At 42.0% G+C, this 19,495-nt stretch carries 13 protein-coding genes; 5 read left to right on the top strand and 8 right to left on the bottom strand.

The window, feature by feature from the left end; all coding sequences use genetic code 11:
• Position 1: 1 nt before the first annotated feature.
• The 5 genes from KDU71_RS21525 to hpt form a co-directional block, all read right to left on the bottom strand.
• Positions 2-1,867, bottom strand: coding sequence for a DNA topoisomerase IV subunit B (locus KDU71_RS21525; RefSeq protein WP_212193191.1), 1,866 nt, complete (start codon positions 1,865-1,867; stop codon positions 2-4).
• Between the two features lie 123 nt (positions 1,868-1,990).
• Positions 1,991-3,826 (bottom strand): MutS-related protein, encoded by a 1,836-nt coding sequence (locus KDU71_RS21520; RefSeq protein ID WP_212193190.1) that lies wholly within the window; start codon positions 3,824-3,826, stop codon positions 1,991-1,993.
• Entirely contained in the window at positions 3,796-4,794 is a 999-nt protein-coding gene (gene obgE, locus KDU71_RS21515) for a GTPase ObgE (RefSeq protein WP_212193189.1), read from the bottom strand. The genes KDU71_RS21520 and obgE overlap by 31 nt, the downstream gene beginning before the upstream one ends.
• Positions 4,795-4,864: 70 nt before the next feature.
• Positions 4,865-5,437, bottom strand: a complete 573-nt coding sequence (locus KDU71_RS21510) for an adenylate kinase (RefSeq protein ID WP_212193188.1) — start codon at positions 5,435-5,437, stop codon at positions 4,865-4,867.
• A gap of 31 nt (positions 5,438-5,468) precedes the next feature.
• On the bottom strand, positions 5,469-6,005 hold the full coding sequence (gene hpt / locus KDU71_RS21505) for a hypoxanthine phosphoribosyltransferase (RefSeq protein WP_212193187.1): 537 nt from the start codon (positions 6,003-6,005) through the stop codon (positions 5,469-5,471).
• 241 nt (positions 6,006-6,246) lie between these two features.
• Between hpt and purE the strand changes: the two genes are divergently transcribed.
• Positions 6,247-6,753 carry a 5-(carboxyamino)imidazole ribonucleotide mutase gene (purE, locus tag KDU71_RS21500; protein ID WP_212193186.1) on the top strand — a complete coding sequence of 169 codons (507 nt, stop codon included), beginning with the start codon at positions 6,247-6,249 and terminating at the stop codon, positions 6,751-6,753.
• A 68-nt stretch (positions 6,754-6,821) separates the two neighbouring features.
• Here the strand turns inward: purE and KDU71_RS21495 are convergent, their stop codons facing one another.
• From KDU71_RS21495 to KDU71_RS21485, 3 genes are all read right to left on the bottom strand, one after another.
• Entirely contained in the window at positions 6,822-7,256 is a 435-nt protein-coding gene (locus KDU71_RS21495) for an SPOR domain-containing protein (protein WP_212193185.1), read from the bottom strand.
• Between the two features lie 124 nt (positions 7,257-7,380).
• Positions 7,381-8,079: a response regulator transcription factor gene (locus tag KDU71_RS21490; RefSeq protein WP_212193184.1), complete on the bottom strand. Its 699-nt coding sequence runs from the start codon at positions 8,077-8,079 to the stop codon at positions 7,381-7,383.
• Between the two features lie 165 nt (positions 8,080-8,244).
• Complete coding sequence (locus KDU71_RS21485) at positions 8,245-9,282, bottom strand: sensor histidine kinase (protein WP_212193183.1); 1,038 nt, start codon at positions 9,280-9,282, stop codon at positions 8,245-8,247.
• A 270-nt stretch (positions 9,283-9,552) separates the two neighbouring features.
• Between KDU71_RS21485 and KDU71_RS21480 the strand changes: the two genes are divergently transcribed.
• The 4 genes from KDU71_RS21480 (at position 9,553) to KDU71_RS21465 (ending at position 19,333) form a co-directional block, all read left to right on the top strand.
• Complete coding sequence (locus KDU71_RS21480; protein ID WP_212193182.1) at positions 9,553-11,835, top strand: inorganic phosphate transporter; 2,283 nt, start codon at positions 9,553-9,555, stop codon at positions 11,833-11,835.
• 300 nt (positions 11,836-12,135) lie between these two features.
• Positions 12,136-14,922 carry a TonB-dependent receptor gene (locus KDU71_RS21475; protein ID WP_212193181.1) on the top strand — a complete coding sequence of 929 codons (2,787 nt, stop codon included), beginning with the start codon at positions 12,136-12,138 and terminating at the stop codon, positions 14,920-14,922.
• 188 nt (positions 14,923-15,110) lie between these two features.
• Positions 15,111-16,301 (top strand): hypothetical protein, encoded by a 1,191-nt coding sequence (locus tag KDU71_RS21470; RefSeq protein ID WP_212193180.1) that lies wholly within the window; start codon positions 15,111-15,113, stop codon positions 16,299-16,301.
• Between the two features lie 359 nt (positions 16,302-16,660).
• Positions 16,661-19,333 (top strand): alpha-L-rhamnosidase-related protein, encoded by a 2,673-nt coding sequence (locus tag KDU71_RS21465; RefSeq protein ID WP_212193179.1) that lies wholly within the window; start codon positions 16,661-16,663, stop codon positions 19,331-19,333.
• The last annotated feature ends 162 nt before the right edge of the window (positions 19,334-19,495 follow it).

The following is a 19,495-nucleotide window of genomic DNA, read 5'->3' as shown; positions in this document are numbered from 1 at the left end:
CTTAATTATTTGATTCTTGAGTAACAAGGTCTTCTTCCACAACCAGATTATCAATGATGAAATTTTGCCTGTCGGGTGTGTTTTTACCCATGTAAAACTCCAGCAAATCTTTAATCGGCACATCTTTTTTCAGGCGTACCTGCTCCAATCGGATATCCTTACCGATAAAGTGTTTAAACTCATCCGGTGATATCTCACCAAGTCCCTTAAATCGGGTTATCTCCGGCTTAGGTCCACACTTTTTCATGGCAGACAATTTCTCTTCATCCGAGTAACAATAGAAAGTCTTCTTTTTATTGCGCACCCGGAACAAAGGAGTCTGTAAGATATACAGATGCCCATTCTTCACCAATTCAGGGAAGAACTGCAAAAAGAAAGTTAGCAGCAATAAGCGAATGTGCATTCCATCCACATCGGCATCGGTGGCAATAATCACGTGATTATAACGCAAAGTATCCAAGCCATCTTCTATATCCAATGCCGCCTGAAGCAGGTTAAACTCTTCATTTTCGTACACTACTTTTCGCGTTAAACCAAAACTATTTAATGGTTTACCCTTCAAACTAAAAACCGCCTGGCTATTAACATTTCGGGCCTTAGTGATGGAACCACTGGCCGAGTCACCCTCGGTAATAAAGATGGCGCTATTGCCATTTAAGTCGTTTTTAATATCGGTATAGTGGACACGGCAATCGCGGAGCTTTTTATTATGAAGGCTCACCTTTTTAGCCCTTTCGCGGGCCAGCTTCTTAATGCCTGAGATGGCCTTACGCTCTTTCTCTGACTCGAGAATTTTCTTGTATAATATCTCGGCACTTTCGGTATTCTTATGCAGGAAATTATCCAGGTGCTCGGTTACAAAATCGAGGATAAAGTTACGCACCGAAGGCCCATTGGGTCCCACATCTTTAGACCCCAGCTTGGTTTTAGTCTGCGACTCAAACACCGGCTCTTCTACTTTGATGCTAACCGCTGCAATAATACCTGTGCGAATATCCGACACATCGAAGTTCTTATTGTAATAATCACGAATGGTCTTTACATACGCTTCACGGAAAGCCACCAGGTGCGTTCCGCCCTGTGTGGTGTGCTGGCCATTGACAAAGGTATAATACTCCTCGCCATACTGGTTACCATGCGTTACGGCTATCTCCAGGTCTTCGCCTTCCAAATGAATAATCGGGTACAAGCCTTCTCCATCCATGTTCTCATTCAGCAGGTCGAGCAATCCATTCTTACTCTGAAACACTTTGCCGTTATATACAATGGACAGTCCTTTATTCAGATAGGTATAGTTGCGTAAGAGTGTTTCGATATACTCATCACGGAAACGGTAATTTTCAAATATTTCAGCATCGGGCGTAAAGGCAATATAGGTACCATTCTTCTCACCAGACGTATCCATGTCATGATCGGTTACCACTTCGCCCCGGCTAAACTCCACTCGCTTGGTCTCGCCTTCGCGATAGGCCTGAACAGTAAAATCAGTACTCAGGGCATTTACCGCTTTAATACCAACACCATTTAACCCCACTGACTTTTTAAAGGCCTTTGAGTCATACTTGGCGCCTGTATTCATTTTGGAGGCTACATCAATCACCTTTCCCAAAGGAATACCACGCCCATAGTCGCGAACAGTCACACGTCCTTCCTGCACGGTAACTTCAATCTTCTTGCCGTTACCCATCATAAACTCATCGATGGAATTATCCATTACTTCCTTGAGCAACACGTAAATACCATCATCGGCAAAAGTTCCATCTCCCAACTTACCAATATACATACCCGGACGTCGGCGGATGTGTTCCTTCCAGTCCAGCGTGCGGATCGTATCTTCGGAATAGTTCTGTGTATTTTGACTACTCATACTTAAAATCAACTAAAAATTTGGAAAAGTGAAGGTCCTCTTATTGCGGAAAACCATCCAAATATAATTAAAAGACGAATTGTTTCGTAATTTCTTTTTCAACAACCATGCATACATATGCCCTCAACGCCGCACATTTTCACTTGGAATCAGCCCCATTTTCTCCATCAGGTAGGTTGCATTATGACTTTGAGTAACGCCCGTTCTCAGCTTATAATCAAAGCTTAATCCCTCCTTTGCAAAGCCCACTTCAAAGCAATTGTTGAAAACTTGTCCACCTGTCTGTTCCGAAAGCTGGCCTAATTCTAAATCATGAGTGGCCACCAGTCCGCATCCGTTATACTTTAAAAACTGCTTAATAAGCGCCATAGAGCCCTGGTACTTATCCAAAGAATTGGTCCCTTTTAGAATTTCATCAAGAATAAAAAACAGCTCTCCATTTTCTTTCAGACGTTCCAATATCATCTGCAAACGACTTAATTCGGCAAAAAAGTAAGATTCGTGCTTCAATAAGTTATCAATGGCCCGCATATTGGTGACAAAAGGCATTGGCTTATATACAAACCCACTGGCTGCCACCACACAACCATTACCCGCCAGTACCATTGCCACTCCAACTGTACGCAGAAAAGTACTCTTGCCAGCCATATTGGCACCGGTTACAACGCAAATTCGTTGCTGCTCTGCGAAACAAAAATCATTACAAATCCTTTCCTCCATTGAAATTAAGGGATGGCCCAAATCACTGGCTGAAAAAACAACCGATGATGATAATTGAGGATATACGTAGTCAGGGTGATTAAAAGCAAAGGTGGCCAGACTATTTAAAGCCTCCAACTCATCCAATGCTTCCATCCATTCAACCAGCCTATCGCCATATCTATTATACCATATTTGCAGACGCATGCAAACCACTAAGTCCCATAACAAAAAGCCATTTAAAATCACCCCAAGCAGCATGTTCAGCCGTTGATCGAATAACTTAATATGTCCGGCCAACTGTTGCATGACATTACTTGCGGTCTGCGCATCCACTTTTAATTTATCTTTGAGCTTCAAAAGACAGACAGCACGCATATCGGATTGCTCAACATGCTGTATGAGACGAGAATAGCGCTGAAGGTAATTACCCAAAGATGCCACTTCCCCATGTACCTTATTGATTTTCTTCAGGTTTGCTGCCACAATGGCAAGCCCGACAAAAAAGAGCCAGATAAACACATTGTCACTCCATACATTAATCACAACCAACAGGATAGCCACCATTAACAGTATCATGAAACCAGCCATCAGACCTTTAGTTGCCCGGGAAATAAAATTCAGGTCAGGCTGAATACTTAAATCCAGCTTGCGATTGCGCTTATTACCTTCTTCGACTAAAGCTGCCAGGGCATAATAATGCTGGCGATATTCATCCTGGGCAGACAACTCACGAATGGCTTGCTGCCGTTCAACTATTTCATCTGCATCCAATAGCATATTTTTTAATCTATTGGCTAACCTGATATAACCTCCCCTGGTAGCTGTCCGGTTGATAAACTGGAACAAAGAACCTTTGCCAAATAAATCTAAATCATGGGCATAATCATGATCAGGTTCAATCAATTCGGCTCCATCTTCTTCTTCAATCCATTTCTGCTCAAAGGCATTTATCTCTTTTGTGAGTAACTGAACCCGAAAGCCAACATATTTACGTTGGGATGCTATTTGATTGGCCCGCCACACAAGCGACAGAAAAACGCCAAACAGAACAATAAACAGCAGAAAGAATGGCAGTGTCCAGTGCTCGAGGAGCACAAAGGGCAGAACAAAGGCGCTGACAAAAAAAAGCAAGCGTAACCAGGCATTACTAATGTAACGCCTCTTTAGCTTGTTTTCTTTAGCTAGCCAGTCTTCCCGGCTAGCCTTATAGTTTTTATAGATTGATTCTATTCGTTGGCGGCCATCAGTTGCTCCCATATCATATCTTTCAGTTCTGTAATGCCTTTATTGGCCACCGAAGATATAAAAACATGTGGCAGATCGGGTAAATCAGATTTAATTTCCTCCATCAACTCCTCATCCAGCATATCGCACTTTGAGATAGCCAACATCCTTCCTTTATCAAGCAGTTCAGGGTTGTACTGCTTTAATTCGTTCAATAGAATTTGATACTCATTTTTGATATCCTCAGCATCGGCCGGCACCAAAAACAGCAATATCGAATTTCGCTCAATATGGCGCAGAAAGCGTATTCCCAGCCCTTTACCCTCACTGGCACCTTCAATAATACCAGGAATGTCAGCCATGGCAAACGACTGATGCTCACGATAAGATACAATCCCCAGGTTAGGCACTAGGGTAGTAAACGGGTAGTCTGCAATCTCAGGTTTGGCAGCAGACACAACAGATAATAATGTTGATTTACCTGCATTGGGGAATCCTACCAGCCCTACATCTGCCAGTACTTTTAGCTCCAGTACAGCCGCCATTTCAATGCCATCTTCACCTGGCTGCGCATAACGGGGTGTTTGATTGGTGGCCGATTTAAAATTCCAGTTTCCTAAACCGCCACGACCGCCTTTAACAAGGATCCTTTCCTGGTCATGCTCGGTGATTTCAAAAAGCACCTCGCCCGTTTCGGCATCTTTGGCAATGGTTCCCAATGGCACCTCAATCACCCGGTCTTCACCGTCGGCACCTGTTGAGCGTTGCTTACTACCACTCTCTCCATGTCCGGCAAAAATGTGACGCTTATATTTCAGGTGCAGCAAGGTCCAGGTATTACGATTACCCCGCACAATAATATGTCCGCCACGACCACCATCGCCACCATCTGGTCCGCCCATGGCAACAAATTTTTCGCGACGCAAATGCGCCGAACCAGCTCCTCCTTTTCCTGAGCGACAGAAAATCTTTACGTAATCTACAAAGTTTGAACCCGCCATATGCTAATTCTTTTAAACACAATAAGCCACGGCAAAAAGTTACCGTGGCTCAAATATCGTAAAAATAAAACTACTTCAGCTCGTTTAGCACGTCACTAATACGACCGAATATTTCATCAATATTTCCAACTCCTTTGATAGGCTTATACAAACGCTTCTTACGGTAAAATTCAATCACCGGTAAAGTTTGCTCTTCGTATACCTCCAGACGTTTTTTAATGGTTTCCATATTATCGTCTGAGCGATCCTCTGTTTCGGCACGCTTAAGCAGTCTTGACAACAATTCTTCACGCTCTACTTCCAGATTCAACAGCACAGATACTTTTGTACCATGCTCCTGCATAATCTCAATAAGCGCCTCAGCCTGAGCTACTGTTCTTGGAAATCCATCGAAGATAATACCTTGATCGATTGGCAGCTTTTCAAGAAAAGCATCCAACATATCAATAATCGTTTCATCGGGCACCAATTCCCCTTTATCGATAAAGCTTTTAGCTATTACACCTTCATGCGTGTTATTATGAATAGCCCTACGGCACAACTCGCCAGTTGAAACGTGAGCCAGATTAAATTTTTCTGCTATTAATTTGCTTTGCGTACCTTTTCCCGATCCTGGTGCGCCAAAGATGACAACATTGAGCATGTTCGTTATTCCTTTTCTTAATAAATAGGTGTTATTCTACTACTGTATAAATATCTTTCAGATTTCTTCCATAACCATCGTAATCCAGTCCATAACCTACGATAAAATCGTTAGGTATCTCCATTCCCACATAGTCGAGCTTAACATCTCGCTTACAGGCATCTGGCTTAAATAGCATCGTTGCTACTTTAACATCTTCAGGGCCCATTTGTTTAACCTGATCAACAGTATTAATAATGGTAAGACCAGTATCAACTATATCTTCCAGCAAAACCACGGTACGGCCTTCCAGATTTTCGTTTAAGCCAATCAACTCTTTTACCTGCCCGGTTGAACCGGTACCGGCATATGAGGATAATTTCACGAAACTGATTTCACAAGGGAAGTTCAGACGTTTCATTAAGTCAGAAGCAAACATAAATGAGCCATTCAGCACACACACCATTAACGGATTTTTATCCGCCAGCTCCACATTCATTTGCTCTGCTACCTGATCAACTGCTTTTAACAACTTTTCTTCAGGTATTGATAGCTCAAATTCTTTATCTAACAACTTAACTCGGCTCATTGCTTCTTTATTTTTATTTGGTTTAAGAAATACCAACCCTAAATGTTACTATCTGTTCTACAGATAATTACATTGTAAAATTATTCAATAATTAAATAAAAATCTGGATTTTAAGCTGCAAAAGTATAAAAAATAAAGATAACCACATGATTATAATGCTTTCTTAACTATTTTTGTGCCGGGAAATAATTAACGAAAGGTTCTAACAGAGAATTTTTAGCAAACACATAAATGGATAATTATGCAACCAAAAGTTAGTATTATTATGGGCAGCACGTCGGATCTTCCGGTGATGAAGAAGGCGGCTGATTTTTTAAATGATCTGAAAGTTCCATTCGAAATCAATGCCCTTTCAGCGCACAGAACACCTGCTCAGGTGGAGGCTTTTGCCAAGAGTGCTGAAGATCGTGGTGTTAAAGTGATTATTGCGGCTGCCGGTATGGCTGCTCACCTGCCAGGTGTTATTGCATCGATGGTTAAAATTCCTGTAATTGGTGTACCTATCAATGCAAGCCTTGATGGTATGGATGCTTTGCTTTCAATTGCTCAGATGCCTCCGGGAATCCCGGTTGCTACTGTTGGTATCAACGGAGCTCAAAATGCAGGTATACTTGCTGCGCAGATGATTGCCACAGGCGATGCTGAACTTTCGCAGAAATTAGCTGATTTCAAAGAAAGCCTTAAAGACAAAATTGTAAAGGCTAACGAGGAGTTGAAGGAAGTGAAATACGAGTTCAAAACGAATTAAGAGAACTTACACATCATAAAAAAAGAGCTTGGCATCAAGCTCTTTTTTTGTTTTATACGATTTAAAGATTACTTCTTAACCAATAACCAAACATCGTTACGTCCTTCATTATTACGGGCTGTTCTCAGTTCAGCATAGGCTTCTTTCCGGTCATAAAATGACTTGTAAGCCACTTTGTAGAATTCGCCATTGGGCCCTCCCGGACGTTCTATTACCTGTGCATTGTAACCCTGATCAATCAACTTAGCTACAAAAACATCGGCATTATTTCTACTGGCAAAACTTCCAGCAATTAAGAAATACTTATCAGCTGGCTTGGGTGGCTCTGGTTTAACCTCTTTAACCACTGGTTTAGGCTCCTCTTTTTTCACTGTATCTGCCACCACCTTTTTCTCTACAACAGCAGTTTTAACAGGTTTCTGAGGCTTCTTTGCTGGCTCATCTTTACATCCGGCTCCAATCAACAGAGCAACAATGGCAAGAGCAGATAATAATTTCCTCATAAGAATTAGTTTGTGTGTTTGTAAGTAATTGTAAACTCAACTATAACAAAGCTAAAAGTAAGGAAATTGATTTTGCTTCGCAATTTTTATAACAAGTATATTGTTGCCTATCAGTCATCTTATACTAGATTACATACTTATACCCAACACCTTTGATGGTCTTAATATGCTCTTGTCCAATCTTTTCGCGAAGCTTACGTATATGCACATCAATGGTACGATCTCCAACAATAATATTATCACCCCACACCGAATTATATATTTCATCGCGGGTAAACACCTTCTCGGGCTTGGAGGCCAGCAACACCAGCAGTTCAAATTCCTTTTTAGGCAGAATCAACTCTTCACCTGAGTTGATAATCAGGTAACGCTCACGATCGATAACTAAATCGCCAATCTTCAGCACCTGTCCATCCTGCGGCTCCTCAACAGCATCCTCTGAACGGTACCTTTTCAGCAAGGCCTTGGCCCTTGAAATGAGCACCTTTGGCTTAATAGGCTTGGTGATATAGTCATCTGCACCTGCTTCGAAGCCTGCTATCTGTGAATAATCTTCACCGCGCGCAGTTAAAAATGCCACAATAGAATTATTGAGTGCAGGAATCTTCTTTATCTCTTCACATGTTTCAATGCCATCCATTTCAGGCATCATCACATCCAGAATGATAAGCTCAGGTATTTCAGCCTCAGCAATTTTTATAGCTTCCTGGCCATTATTAGCAGTTAACACCTGAAACCCTTCTTTACGCATATTATAACTAATAAACTCGAGGATATCGGGTTCGTCATCAACCAATAGGACCTTGTAATTTTCTACATTCATTATAAAAAAATTTATATACGAAAGTAACTAATGGTATTAAAAAATAGTTTCGTAAATATTATAATTACATTAACTTAATGTTAAATAACACCACTCTTTCGTCAATCCCCAATTATTCAGCTGCCCATAGGCAAATAGGACTCAAAAGCTGTAGTCAAGCACAAATCAGATCGCTTTTTCGAGTGTAAAGGTAAACGTTGTGCCCTTACCCAAGGTACTTCGCACGTTGATGCGTTGACCATGTGCTTCAATGAGGTGCTTAACAATCGCTAATCCAAGACCAGTGCCACCCTGCTCGCGACTACGACTTTTATCGGCCCTGTAAAAACGTTCAAAAACACGTGGCAAACTCTCTTCTGCAATACCAATGCCGGTATCCTTAACTTCAACCAACACCCGGTTATCCATATCAAAGAAACTTATTTCGGTTTCTCCTCCTTTCTTTCCGTAATTAATTGAATTGACAATCAGGTTACTGACCACCTGAAACATCCGTTGCTTATCCGCTTTTACCCACAGTGGCAATGCTGCACCTTCACCATATTCAAGTTTGATATTTTTCTGATTCGCCCTTATTTCCTGCAGCTCAAACACATCATCCACCAACTGTATCAGGTCAAACCGTTCCAGATTGAGCTGAAGTTCGCCGGCCTCCAGCTTCGAAATAGCTTCGAGATCTTCAATAATAGAAATCATCCTGTCGATACTCTTTTCGGTGCGGGTCAGGTAGCGCAGATTAATGTTAGGATCATCAATGCCGCCATCAAGCAAGGTAAGAATATATCCTTGAATATTAAAAATTGGCGTTTTGAGTTCGTGCGACACATTACCTAAAAATTCCTTACGGTATTTCTCCATCTGCTTAAGCTCCTGAATCTCCTGGGTTCGGTCCTGCATCCAATTAACCACCTCTCGATTCACTGTAGAGAGTATGTCGTCAGAATCAGAAGAAGCGACCTCTGCAGCTTTGCCTTTATCATGGCCATAAATGGTTTGATAGATGGGTTTAATTTTTGAGTAAATAAAGGAATTGATAAAATAGTTAACCAAGGCGAAGGAGATAGCAAAAAATACTGGCACAGAAATAGCAAGCGAATAATACAGGTTGGGACTAAAGTAGTTGATACCAAAGAATACAAATGCCAACACCAAAAAACCAATAGCGACAAATCCGGCTATTTTTTGTGGCTCAAGAGATTTCATAGTAATATATATTTATCGGCGACACAGGCCTGTAGATTTCGGCAATTTACATCCGATCGCACAACAAAGTTATACGAATTATTGCCTTATTAATCAATTAATAGCAATATTGCACATGTTAACACAATGTTAAGCGCATATTTCGTTACTTTACTGATATTAGATAACTTTGCTATGGCATTGTCATTAGTGATTTTAATATAAACTTAACATTGACATGCTATCTGTGAGATACGATACACCTATATTTGACACTATCAATAGAACTTTATGACGTTTATCTGGATTGCTGTAATTCTCCTTGGCTTATTAGCCATTGTTGATTTGGTTGTTGGTGTATCAAATGATGCCGTTAATTTCTTAAATGCTGCTATCGGGTCTCGCACAGCCCAAAGAAAGTTTGTTTACTGGATTGCTGCCGTTGGTTTGTTGATTGGCTCATTGCTATCTGCCAATATGATGGAAATTGCCAGAAAAGGGGTCATTAATCCATCGAGCTTTGCATTTACAGAGCTTATTGTGGTTTTTGTGGCTGTTATGATAGTTGATATTATTCTCATCGATGGCTTCAACACCTTAGGTTTTCCAACCTCAACTACCATAGCTGTTGTATTTGAGTTGATGGGTGGGGCAATGGCTCTTTCATTTATTAAAAAAAAGCAGGCACGCATTGATGGCATAGATGTGGAAGCCATGATCAATACTGACAAAGCATTTGTGATTCTGGCAGGCATACTACTTTCCATATTTCTGGCTTTTGTAGTTGGAATAGTTGTCCAGTTTATCACACGCATCATTTTCAGCTTTAACTATCAGAGGCGCTTTAAGTATCTGTTTGCTATTGTCGGCGGATTATCCATAACGGCCATTGTTTTTATGATATTAAAGAAAGGACTCGGTGACACCAGCATCTTCGACACCTATCCCTGGTTTGAGATATTGGTTGCTTATCAGCAAGAGATTCTTTTCGGAATATTTACGCTCTCCACATTTGTATTTCTATTCTTTGGCCTTTCGTTTAATATTGACATTCCGCGTATTGTAGTGCTTTTTGGCACCTTTGCACTCGCCATGTCATTTGCCGCCAATGATCTGGTAAATTTTATCGGCATTCCACTTGCTGCCATTGAAAGTTTTAAAGAGTTTATAGCTTCGGGCCTATCAACACCAGATAATTTCTCCCTCGATTTTATGTCTGAAGGTGTTATTCGAAAAGATATCTTCAGTGATTATACCTACACAGTGATATTCACCTTATCGGCCATTATCATGACGGTAACACTATTCAGGTCGAAGAAAGCCAGAAGTGTTACCGAAACAGAAGTATATCTGGGCAGACAATCGAGCGGTTATGAGCGCTTCGAACCATCGCATCTATCAAGGGTAATTGTACGTAATTTTCTACACCTTCATAGCATGGCAATTGGTTTACTGCCCCAAAAGGTAGTCCGTTTCTTCGATTCACGCTACCAGAAAGCTGATACTGCAGAGGCACGCACCGTGGATGGTGTTATTTATTTTGACACGGTCAGAGCTTCCGTTAACCTGGTAGTAGCCAGCATACTCATATCGCTTGGTACCTACATGCAATTTCCGCTTTCAACCACCTTCGTGGTATTTATGGTAGCTATGGGCACCTCATTGGCCGATCAAGCCTGGGGAAGAGAGAGCGCCGTTTACCGCGTTTCAGGAGTACTATCCATTTTGGGGGGATGGTTTTTCACCGCCTGCCTGGCATTTATTGGCGCATTTATTTTTACCTATATTATATGGTATGGCGGTTGGATAGCTGCCATAGTATCTGCAGCATTAGCCGCCACCTCTTTATACCTCACAAAAAAATACCACCAACGCAAGCAGGAAGAGAAACGTATTCTGAAAGAAGAATACCAGGATGAGACGGACAATAACCTGGATCATCTGATGGATAACGGCAGCGATCAAATCAGGCAACATTTACAGGAAGCCTCCAAAGTGTTTTACTTATCGCTTCAGGGTTTTATCGATGAAGATGTCAGACAGCTACATGAAGCACACAACAAAGCACTTATTCTGGATAAGTTTACACGCAACAGTAAATCCAAATTCTTTTATGCCTATGCGAAGGTGACAGAAGAAGGGATTGACTCCGGACATTATTTTGTGCAGGCCTTTGATTACCTCACCGAGCTGGTTGGTTGTTTAACGAATATCACACAACCGCTTTACGAACATATCGAGAATCAACATAAGGGAATGACCGAGTCGCAGAGTGCTGACCTGCAAGAGCTATTGGATGAAGTAACGGGTTATTTTAACCACATCATTCACATGGAGAAAGAGCAAAACTTTGACCACCTCAATGAAATGGTGAGTAAACAAAGCTTTCTGATAGGTTTTCAGGACACATTACGCCGTAACCAGATTAAACGCATTCAGAAAGGTGAAGGCCGCACAAGAGTAAGTATCCTATTTATGGATATATTGGCCGAAACCAAAAATGTACTGCTTTATTCAATTAACTTACTGAAAGCACACCGCGACTTTGTCAACTCATGCCGTTCCAATAATTAGCATTTTTACTTGTTGATTACAACGACTGCTTTTATAATTAATCACTGATAGTTTACAGAAATTGTTCTGCATTAACACTAATCATTGCCAAATGTTAACCACCTGTTAATGGTATATTAACTAAGGTCATGTTAATTCACACCCAATCATCATCCTCAATGCATATCTAATTAATTTACAAAACATTATATACTCACCCAACTTAACACATATTTAAAGTTGAATTAATTCTCTCTTATCAGGCAAGCCCTGACCTTACCATACATTTGCTCTCGAAATATTTGAATTATTGAGAGGAAAATGAAAAGACAAGTATTAGGAATTGTTATTCTTTGTCTGGTAAGTCTTACACAGGGATTTGCACAAACAGGAATACTAAGAGGGAAAATAACTGATAACAAAACAGGTGAAGAGCTTATTGGAGCTGCCATTATCATTGAAGGTACTACAACAGGAACCACCACTGACTTTGTGGGTGACTATACCATGCCACCACTAGAGCCTGGCACTTATACTATTCGCTGTCAATACATATCGTATGAGCCGCAGATTAAAGAAGGTATTGTAATAAAGGCAGGAGAAGAAACAACACTCAACTTTCTGATGGGTGAATCTGAGCTTGATCTCGCCGAAGTAAAGGTTGTGGCCAAGGCCAACCGCGAATCAGAAAATTTGTTGATGCTTGAGCAAAAGAAAGCAGTTGTGGCCACGCAGGCTGTTGGCGCACAAGAATTATCGCGCAAGGGCGTAAGTGACGCACAGGGAGCGGTATCTAAGGTATCAGGCATATCCAAGCAAGAAGGCGTAAAAAACGTGTTTGTCAGAGGATTAGGCGATCGTTACAACGCCACTACTTACAACGGCTTACCCATCCCTTCTGAAGATCCTGAGTACAAGAATATTTCTCTGGATTTCTTTTCAACCGATATCATCCAATCGGTGGGTGTTAATAAAGTGTTTAGTGGCAGCAATTATGGCGATGTGGGTGGAGCAGTTATTGACATTAATTCGAAAGAATTATATGAAGATAAAGAGTTCAACCTGAATTTTGGAGTTGGTGCAAACACTCAAACATTCGACCGCGAATTCCTGCAGGTGGATGGTATGAATGCTTTGGGCTATTCAAAAGCGGTTAATAAACCAACTCCTCCTGCCAATCCGCTTCCGGAGGCGCAGTTCAACCAAATCGACAACTATAACTTTACCTACAGCCTCGACCCAAGCAGCCGTAATACACAACTTAATGGCAACTTTGGCTTCTCAGGAGGTAGAAAATTATATATTGGTGATAATAAAAATCCACTGTCATTATACGGTGTGGCAGGCTATAGCAATGATTATGCCTACTCCAATGCAGCTGTCAGACGAATCACAACCAACGGTACATTAGATCAGAATCAGGAAGGTGACAAATACACCCAAAATACCAGTCACCTGGTAATGGCCAATGCCGACTATATTATAGCCAACAAAAGCACCTTTGCATACAATTTTATGTATCTGCACACAGCGAACCAATATGTGGGTGATTTTTACGGTACCAACAGCGATTACGAAGCAGGTGTTGGTCAGCAAGGATTAATGCGTCGTCAGCAAATCAATGACAACGCCCTTTACATCAATCAGCTAAATTCAAAACTGGTTATTAACGAACGGACAAACCTGAATACAGCTATAGCCTATAATCTGGTGATTGGGAAAGAGCCAGATCGCCGTATCAACAATCTGGAGCTACGTCAGGACGGGCATTATGGCCTGCAGGGAGGTAACGGTAAGCAGCAACGCTTTTTTTCTGACCTTAACGAAGGTGATCTAAATATTCAGGTAAGCGCTGATTATAAACTAAGCACCGATGAAGAAAGCAAATCGTTGTTAAAAGTAGGTTATGCCGGGCGATTTGTTAATCATGACTTTGAAGCTGTTGAATACGATATGCGTGCCAGCAGTGATGGTGAGTTTTATCCTCCAAACATCAAGCTCGATGATTTCTTTAACCAGGATAACATGAATATTGGCGATGGCAATGGCGGTGATTTCAGAGTTCTGTATTCTGACCAAAGCTATACAGTATCGCGTAATATACATGCTGCTTTCGCCGATGCCACTGTGGAACTGAACCCACGCTTTGTAATGAATGCCGGTATTCGCTTAGAACAGGTTGATATGGATGTTACCTATTATAAGTATCAGTCAACAACACCAGAGGCATCAAACATCCAGCAGTTTTTTGTACTGCCAAGCATAAATACTAAGTACGATTTAAATGATAAGCATGCTATCCGACTGGGTGTCAGCAAAACATATACTTTACCGCAGAGCAAAGAAATCAGCCCTTTCCGTTATAACAACTTAAGCTACACCAGCCAGGGTAATAAAGATCTTAAACCATCTGAAAACTACAACCTTGACCTCAAATGGGACAATTACCTGTCGGCCGGTGAATTATTGAGCGTCAATGGATTCTATAAGCACATCAGCCAACCTATTGCCCGTATCAATGCCAATAACTCAGCCGGTGTACTCACATATGAGAATGTGGCCGACTTTGCATCGGTTGCAGGCGTAGAGCTGGAAGTGCGTAAAAACATCTGGAGCCGGCCATCTGGAGCCGACCAGAATGGTGTTAATAAATTAGCCTTAGGATTTAATGGTTCCTACATATGGTCGCATATTAATTTCGACAACCCCGACTCGGAGGCCATCTCAGGAACCTTTACTCAATCCACTTCACAACTTGAAGGAGCAGCACCATACATTGCCAATATTGATATCACGCATACCATAAAAAATGGCAACAAAACATTTACGAATGCACTGGTATTGAATTACACCAGTGAAAAAGTATTTACCATTGGGCGAGATGGCTTTAATCCAATTATGGAAAGCGCTATTACAACCATGGACTTTGTATCAACTACACAATTAAACAAGCATTTTAGCTTTAAAGTAAAAGCACAGAACCTGCTAAATCCACGCTATCAGTTAACTCAGAAACCAATAGTAGATGGCATTGACCAGGCCGAGGTAAAACTACTGGATTTTGAGAAAGGTATTAACCTGAGTATTGGTGTGAATTATACTTTTTAAGCAATCGATACAGCTCTTAATCAACAGCATATAGGAATACCAACAGCACCTGAAACCGATTAACATTTATATAACGATTAGGTAAGATTTACAAAAAACAAGGTGCAGTTCAATCCTATACATTTGCTTGCGAAACAAAACAACTACTGAATCAAACGAATTACAAACAATAAGTTAAAATTGAAACAATGAAAAAACTTTTTTTTGCCCTAGCTATCTTTTCAACTTTGTTGGCTGCATGTAATGATGACGATGATAAAAAGAAAGATCAGGATGAAAACATCCTTGAAGGAAACATTACTGACGTGAAAGAATTAGACCCGGCGGTTGAATATCGCCTGATAGGTGCCTTAACCGTTAAGGAGGGTGGCGAACTGGTTATTCCGGCCGGAACAGTTATAAAAGCTGAAATTGGGTTTGACAAATATATCTTAGTAGAAATGGGCGGTAAAATTATGGCCGAAGGTACTGCCGACAAACCTGTTACTTTTATGTCAGGAGCAGCCAGTCCGAAAGCCGGCTACTGGGGTGGTATCATCATTAATGGTAAGGCCAAAGTATCAGGCGCCGGTGCATCAGGCACTAACCAGGGTTCAACTGAGATTGATGGAAGCATTAAATATGGTGGTAACGACAATGCCGACAATTCAGGTAAACTGACCTATGTAAAGCTTTTCCATACTGGAGCTAAGGTGGATGCAGAAACCGAACACAACGGACTAACACTTAACGGAGTAGGCAACGGCACCATCATTGAGAATCTATACATTGCTGAGGGTTCTGATGATGGCATTGAGTTCTTTGGCGGTTCTGTTAACGTTAAAAACCTGCTGGTTGTCAACTCTCAGGATGACATGTTTGATATTACCCAAGGATGGACTGGTACTTTAGACAATGCATACGGCATTTGGGAAGCACCTTTCTTAACCGATGAAGGTGACCCACGCGGTATTGAAGCAGATGGTAACCTTGATGGTAAAGGCCCTGACCATGTTGATCAGTCTGACTTTACCATCAAAAACGTATCAATTGTTGTAAACGCTCCTAAAGCTGATGATAAAACATATATGCATGACGCCATCAAGATTCGTCGCGGCGCTAAAGCAACCATCACCAATTGCCTGGTATGGAACATCAGCGGTGAAGTTAAAGACTTTGTTGATGTGGTAGATAAGCGTGGAGGCGCAACCGATGATACTTCAATTGCCTGCACCTACAAAGGCATTGCATACGTAGGTAATGAAGTAACTCGCGAGACAGCCAACGAAGACGGAAGCGGAACCATTACATCGGATGCAACTGTTACTGTTTCAGACTCAAATACAGGTGCTAATACAAGCGTATTCAGCTGGACTGGTTACTCTTTCCCGGCTAACTAAGCACTTAAGCAAAACAATATTAAAGCGATCTGATGCACTCGGGTCGCTTTTTTTTGATCGATATAACGGGTGCAGCTCCCAAGCCACCGATCCTTATAAGGACAGACACTTTGGGCGCACTGCCCACAATGGTTGGGCGCACTGCCCACGATGCTTGGGCAGCATACCCAGGTCGCTTGGGCGCATTACCCAAACTGTTTGGGCAGATATCCGAACGATATTTTCAAACGTTTGCAAAAGCACAAAGCAATATCACCAACACACTATATGCCTGACTAGCTGTACACAACACCCGTAACAACTTGCGATTTCTTAAGCATCTGAGTATTTTGCATACTGTATCATTAATAAACACCACTATGCAAAAGCTCTTCTTTTTCTTAACTGCCACCCTTCTGTTTACTGCCTGTCAAACACAAGATAGTACGCCACTTTATGAGGGAGAAAACTTCACCATATTCAACAACCGCGTTGAACAAAGTGAATATACAGCACAGGTTCACTCACCTGTTCACATCACCTCCGACTACCAGAGTCCGGCTAATGCCACCTTCCCCAATTTCATAGAGTTTAAGTTTGCCATCAATGGCAAGGACAATGAGCTCCCTGTGGGCATTAATCACACCTTTCTCCTGACTCCTGGTGACGACGGCACCATTCAATTGCCTCTTTTAGCTTTCGGCGAGAAGCACGAGGCAGAAGAAAAAGCTGCTCCCAATGGCAGTATTGCGCCCAATACACCGCTGCTGATACAGGTGGATGCCAGTGCCATCACCAAAGCATTTAGCGAACAAGGCTTTTATGAAACTTATAGCGGACAAAAAATTTATAAAGAGGACTATAAAGGTATTTATATCGCTGGTAACCTTTCGCCACTGGGCTGGGATTTTGACAACCTGGCTGGGCGCACCGATCGTGAATTAAAAGATGACAATGGCGATGGTATTTTTGAAATAACGCTGGCCCTCAATCCATATAACCCCGATGATTTTACGGCTAAAGAATGGCAGCTTGAGCACAATATTTCCAGGTACCCTCAGTTGACATCATCAGTGCCACTGTTAGATGCTTTATACAACCTGGCGCTTGACGAGACCGAAATGAATATTGAAGCGGATGGTACTTTTCGTACTGGCGAGGAATGGCCAGGTGTTTGGACGCGCGATGTCAGCTACTCCATTTTGCTGGCCTATGCCTTCACCAATCCTGAAGTAGCCAAAACCAGCCTGATGCGTAAGGTCAAAAACAATCGGATTATTCAGGATACCGGAACGGGGGGAGCCTGGCCTGTGTCATCGGACCGCACCACCTGGGCACTGGCTGCCTGGGAGGTATACAAAGTTACCGGCGATGAAGCATGGCTGAAGACCATCTATCCCATCATAAAAAATTCGGTGGATGATGATTTTAGAACTTTGAAAGACAATCGCTCCAGCCTTATTAAAGGCGAATCATCATTTCTTGACTGGCGAAAGCAAACCTATCCTGACTGGATGAATGGTGTTGATATTTTTGAATCGCGCTGCCTGGGCACCAATGCTGTTCATGCCAAAACCTATTCTATTCTGGCGCAGATAGCAGAACTATTGGGTGAGAACAGTCAACCTTATCAATTGGAATCGGAGAAAGTAAAGCAGGCCATCAACAAAGAACTTTGGATGGATGACAAGGGCTATTATGCACAATATCTATATGGGCGAAACAAGCTGATGTTATCGCCTCGTAGTGAGGCCCTGGGTGGAGCCTTCACCATCCTGTTTGACATAGCTGATAAAACAAAGAGTCAGCAGCTTATTGATAATACACCTGTGCTGGACTACGGCATCCCCTGCATCTATCCGCAAATACCCGACATGCCACCTTACCACAACAACGGCATCTGGCCATTTGTGCAGGCATACTGGAACTGGGCCTGTGCCAAAGCTGAGCATACAGCTGCACTCGAACAAGGGCTTGCAGGCATGCACCGGGCAGCCGCATTATTCCTGACCAATAAAGAAAACATGGTAGCCGAAAACGGTGATTTCAGAGATACCGAGGTTAACTCTAACCGTCAGCTTTGGAGCGTGGCTGGGTACCTTAGTTCTGTTTACCGCATCTTTGCTGGTTTAAGATTTGAGCTCGACGGTTTACACATCAAGCCGTTTATCCCACAAAGCTATGGCAGCCAGATGACTATCACTAATCTTAAGTACCGTTCTGCCAATATTGATGTAATTATTAAGGGCTATGGCTCAAAAATAAAAAGCTGTACGGTCAATGGACAAGCATCACTAGCTATCATTCCACCGTCGGCTTCAGGTGATTATAAAGTGGTTATAGAGCTGGATAATACAGTAGATGCTGAAAGTAGTAAACCCATCAATTCCAATCGCTTCTCACTTAAAACACCACGCCTCGCCTACGACCGTAATAAACTAACATGGAACAGCATTGAAGGAGCGACAGATTACAAGGTGATGCGCAATGGCAAACTTATGCAAACAACCGGCAACACAGAGTACATTTGCGAAGTGAGTGATTATTACAGTGAATATAGTGTCAAAGCTATCAATGGGCAAAACGAATCATTTGTGAGCGCGCCGGTAACCATCCTCCCGGCCACATCCTTAAGCATTGATGCCAGCAGACTGGGTAATGCCGGTGCCATCAGGGCCAATGGCTTCAACGGCGATGGATATATTGAGCTTTCCAAAGAACTCAATACGACTATTTCGGCATCAGTTAGCGTCAGTAAAGCTGGCAAGTACCTCGTCCAGGCCCGATACAGCAATGGCTCTGGCCCTGATAATACCGATAACAAATGTGCCATCAGAACACTCCATGTCAACGGGCAAAAAGCAGGTGTGATGGTGATGCCACAGCGAGGCAAAGATGAATGGTCGAACTGGGGCAATACCAACCTTGTTAAGGTAGACCTCCAGAAAGGCAATAACGAGATTAGCCTGACCTTTGAGAGTTATAACAACAATATGAACGGAGACATTAATACTGCATTGCTGGATAAATTGATGATTATTCCTGAACAATAATAATCATTACAGACCGATTAAAAATGTAAAAAAACAATGAAGCGTCTATATAATATGCAATCCCGCTGGGATTGTTATTAATAGGGTAGGCTTATTATTTCTATAAATATTCAACTTCTCCGAAGTTGTTTTATTATCTCCAGCGGAGATAAATATTTGTAG

This window comes from Carboxylicivirga sediminis, assembly GCF_018156225.1.
GTDB classification, from domain to species: Bacteria; Bacteroidota; Bacteroidia; order Bacteroidales; family Marinilabiliaceae; genus Carboxylicivirga; species Carboxylicivirga sediminis.
Note: the sequence above shows the minus strand (reverse complement) of the source record. Positions and strands in the feature narration are given on the sequence as shown.

Coding starts and splice junctions, on each gene's coding strand:
- hpt (WP_212193187.1), bottom strand. CDS start 6,005: ATGAGCCGAGTTAAGTTGTTAGATAAAGAATTTGAGCTATCAATACCT.
- KDU71_RS21470 (WP_212193180.1), top strand. CDS start 15,111: ATGAAAAAACTTTTTTTTGCCCTAGCTATCTTTTCAACTTTGTTGGCT.
- purE (WP_212193186.1), top strand. CDS start 6,247: ATGCAACCAAAAGTTAGTATTATTATGGGCAGCACGTCGGATCTTCCG.
- KDU71_RS21465 (WP_212193179.1), top strand. CDS start 16,661: ATGCAAAAGCTCTTCTTTTTCTTAACTGCCACCCTTCTGTTTACTGCC.
- KDU71_RS21480 (WP_212193182.1), top strand. CDS start 9,553: ATGACGTTTATCTGGATTGCTGTAATTCTCCTTGGCTTATTAGCCATT.
- obgE (WP_212193189.1), bottom strand. CDS start 4,794: ATGGCGGGTTCAAACTTTGTAGATTACGTAAAGATTTTCTGTCGCTCA.
- KDU71_RS21475 (WP_212193181.1), top strand. CDS start 12,136: ATGAAAAGACAAGTATTAGGAATTGTTATTCTTTGTCTGGTAAGTCTT.
- KDU71_RS21525 (WP_212193191.1), bottom strand. CDS start 1,867: ATGAGTAGTCAAAATACACAGAACTATTCCGAAGATACGATCCGCACG.
- KDU71_RS21510 (WP_212193188.1), bottom strand. CDS start 5,437: ATGCTCAATGTTGTCATCTTTGGCGCACCAGGATCGGGAAAAGGTACG.
- KDU71_RS21490 (WP_212193184.1), bottom strand. CDS start 8,079: ATGAATGTAGAAAATTACAAGGTCCTATTGGTTGATGACGAACCCGAT.
- KDU71_RS21495 (WP_212193185.1), bottom strand. CDS start 7,256: ATGAGGAAATTATTATCTGCTCTTGCCATTGTTGCTCTGTTGATTGGA.
- KDU71_RS21485 (WP_212193183.1), bottom strand. CDS start 9,282: ATGAAATCTCTTGAGCCACAAAAAATAGCCGGATTTGTCGCTATTGGT.
- KDU71_RS21520 (WP_212193190.1), bottom strand. CDS start 3,826: ATGGGAGCAACTGATGGCCGCCAACGAATAGAATCAATCTATAAAAAC.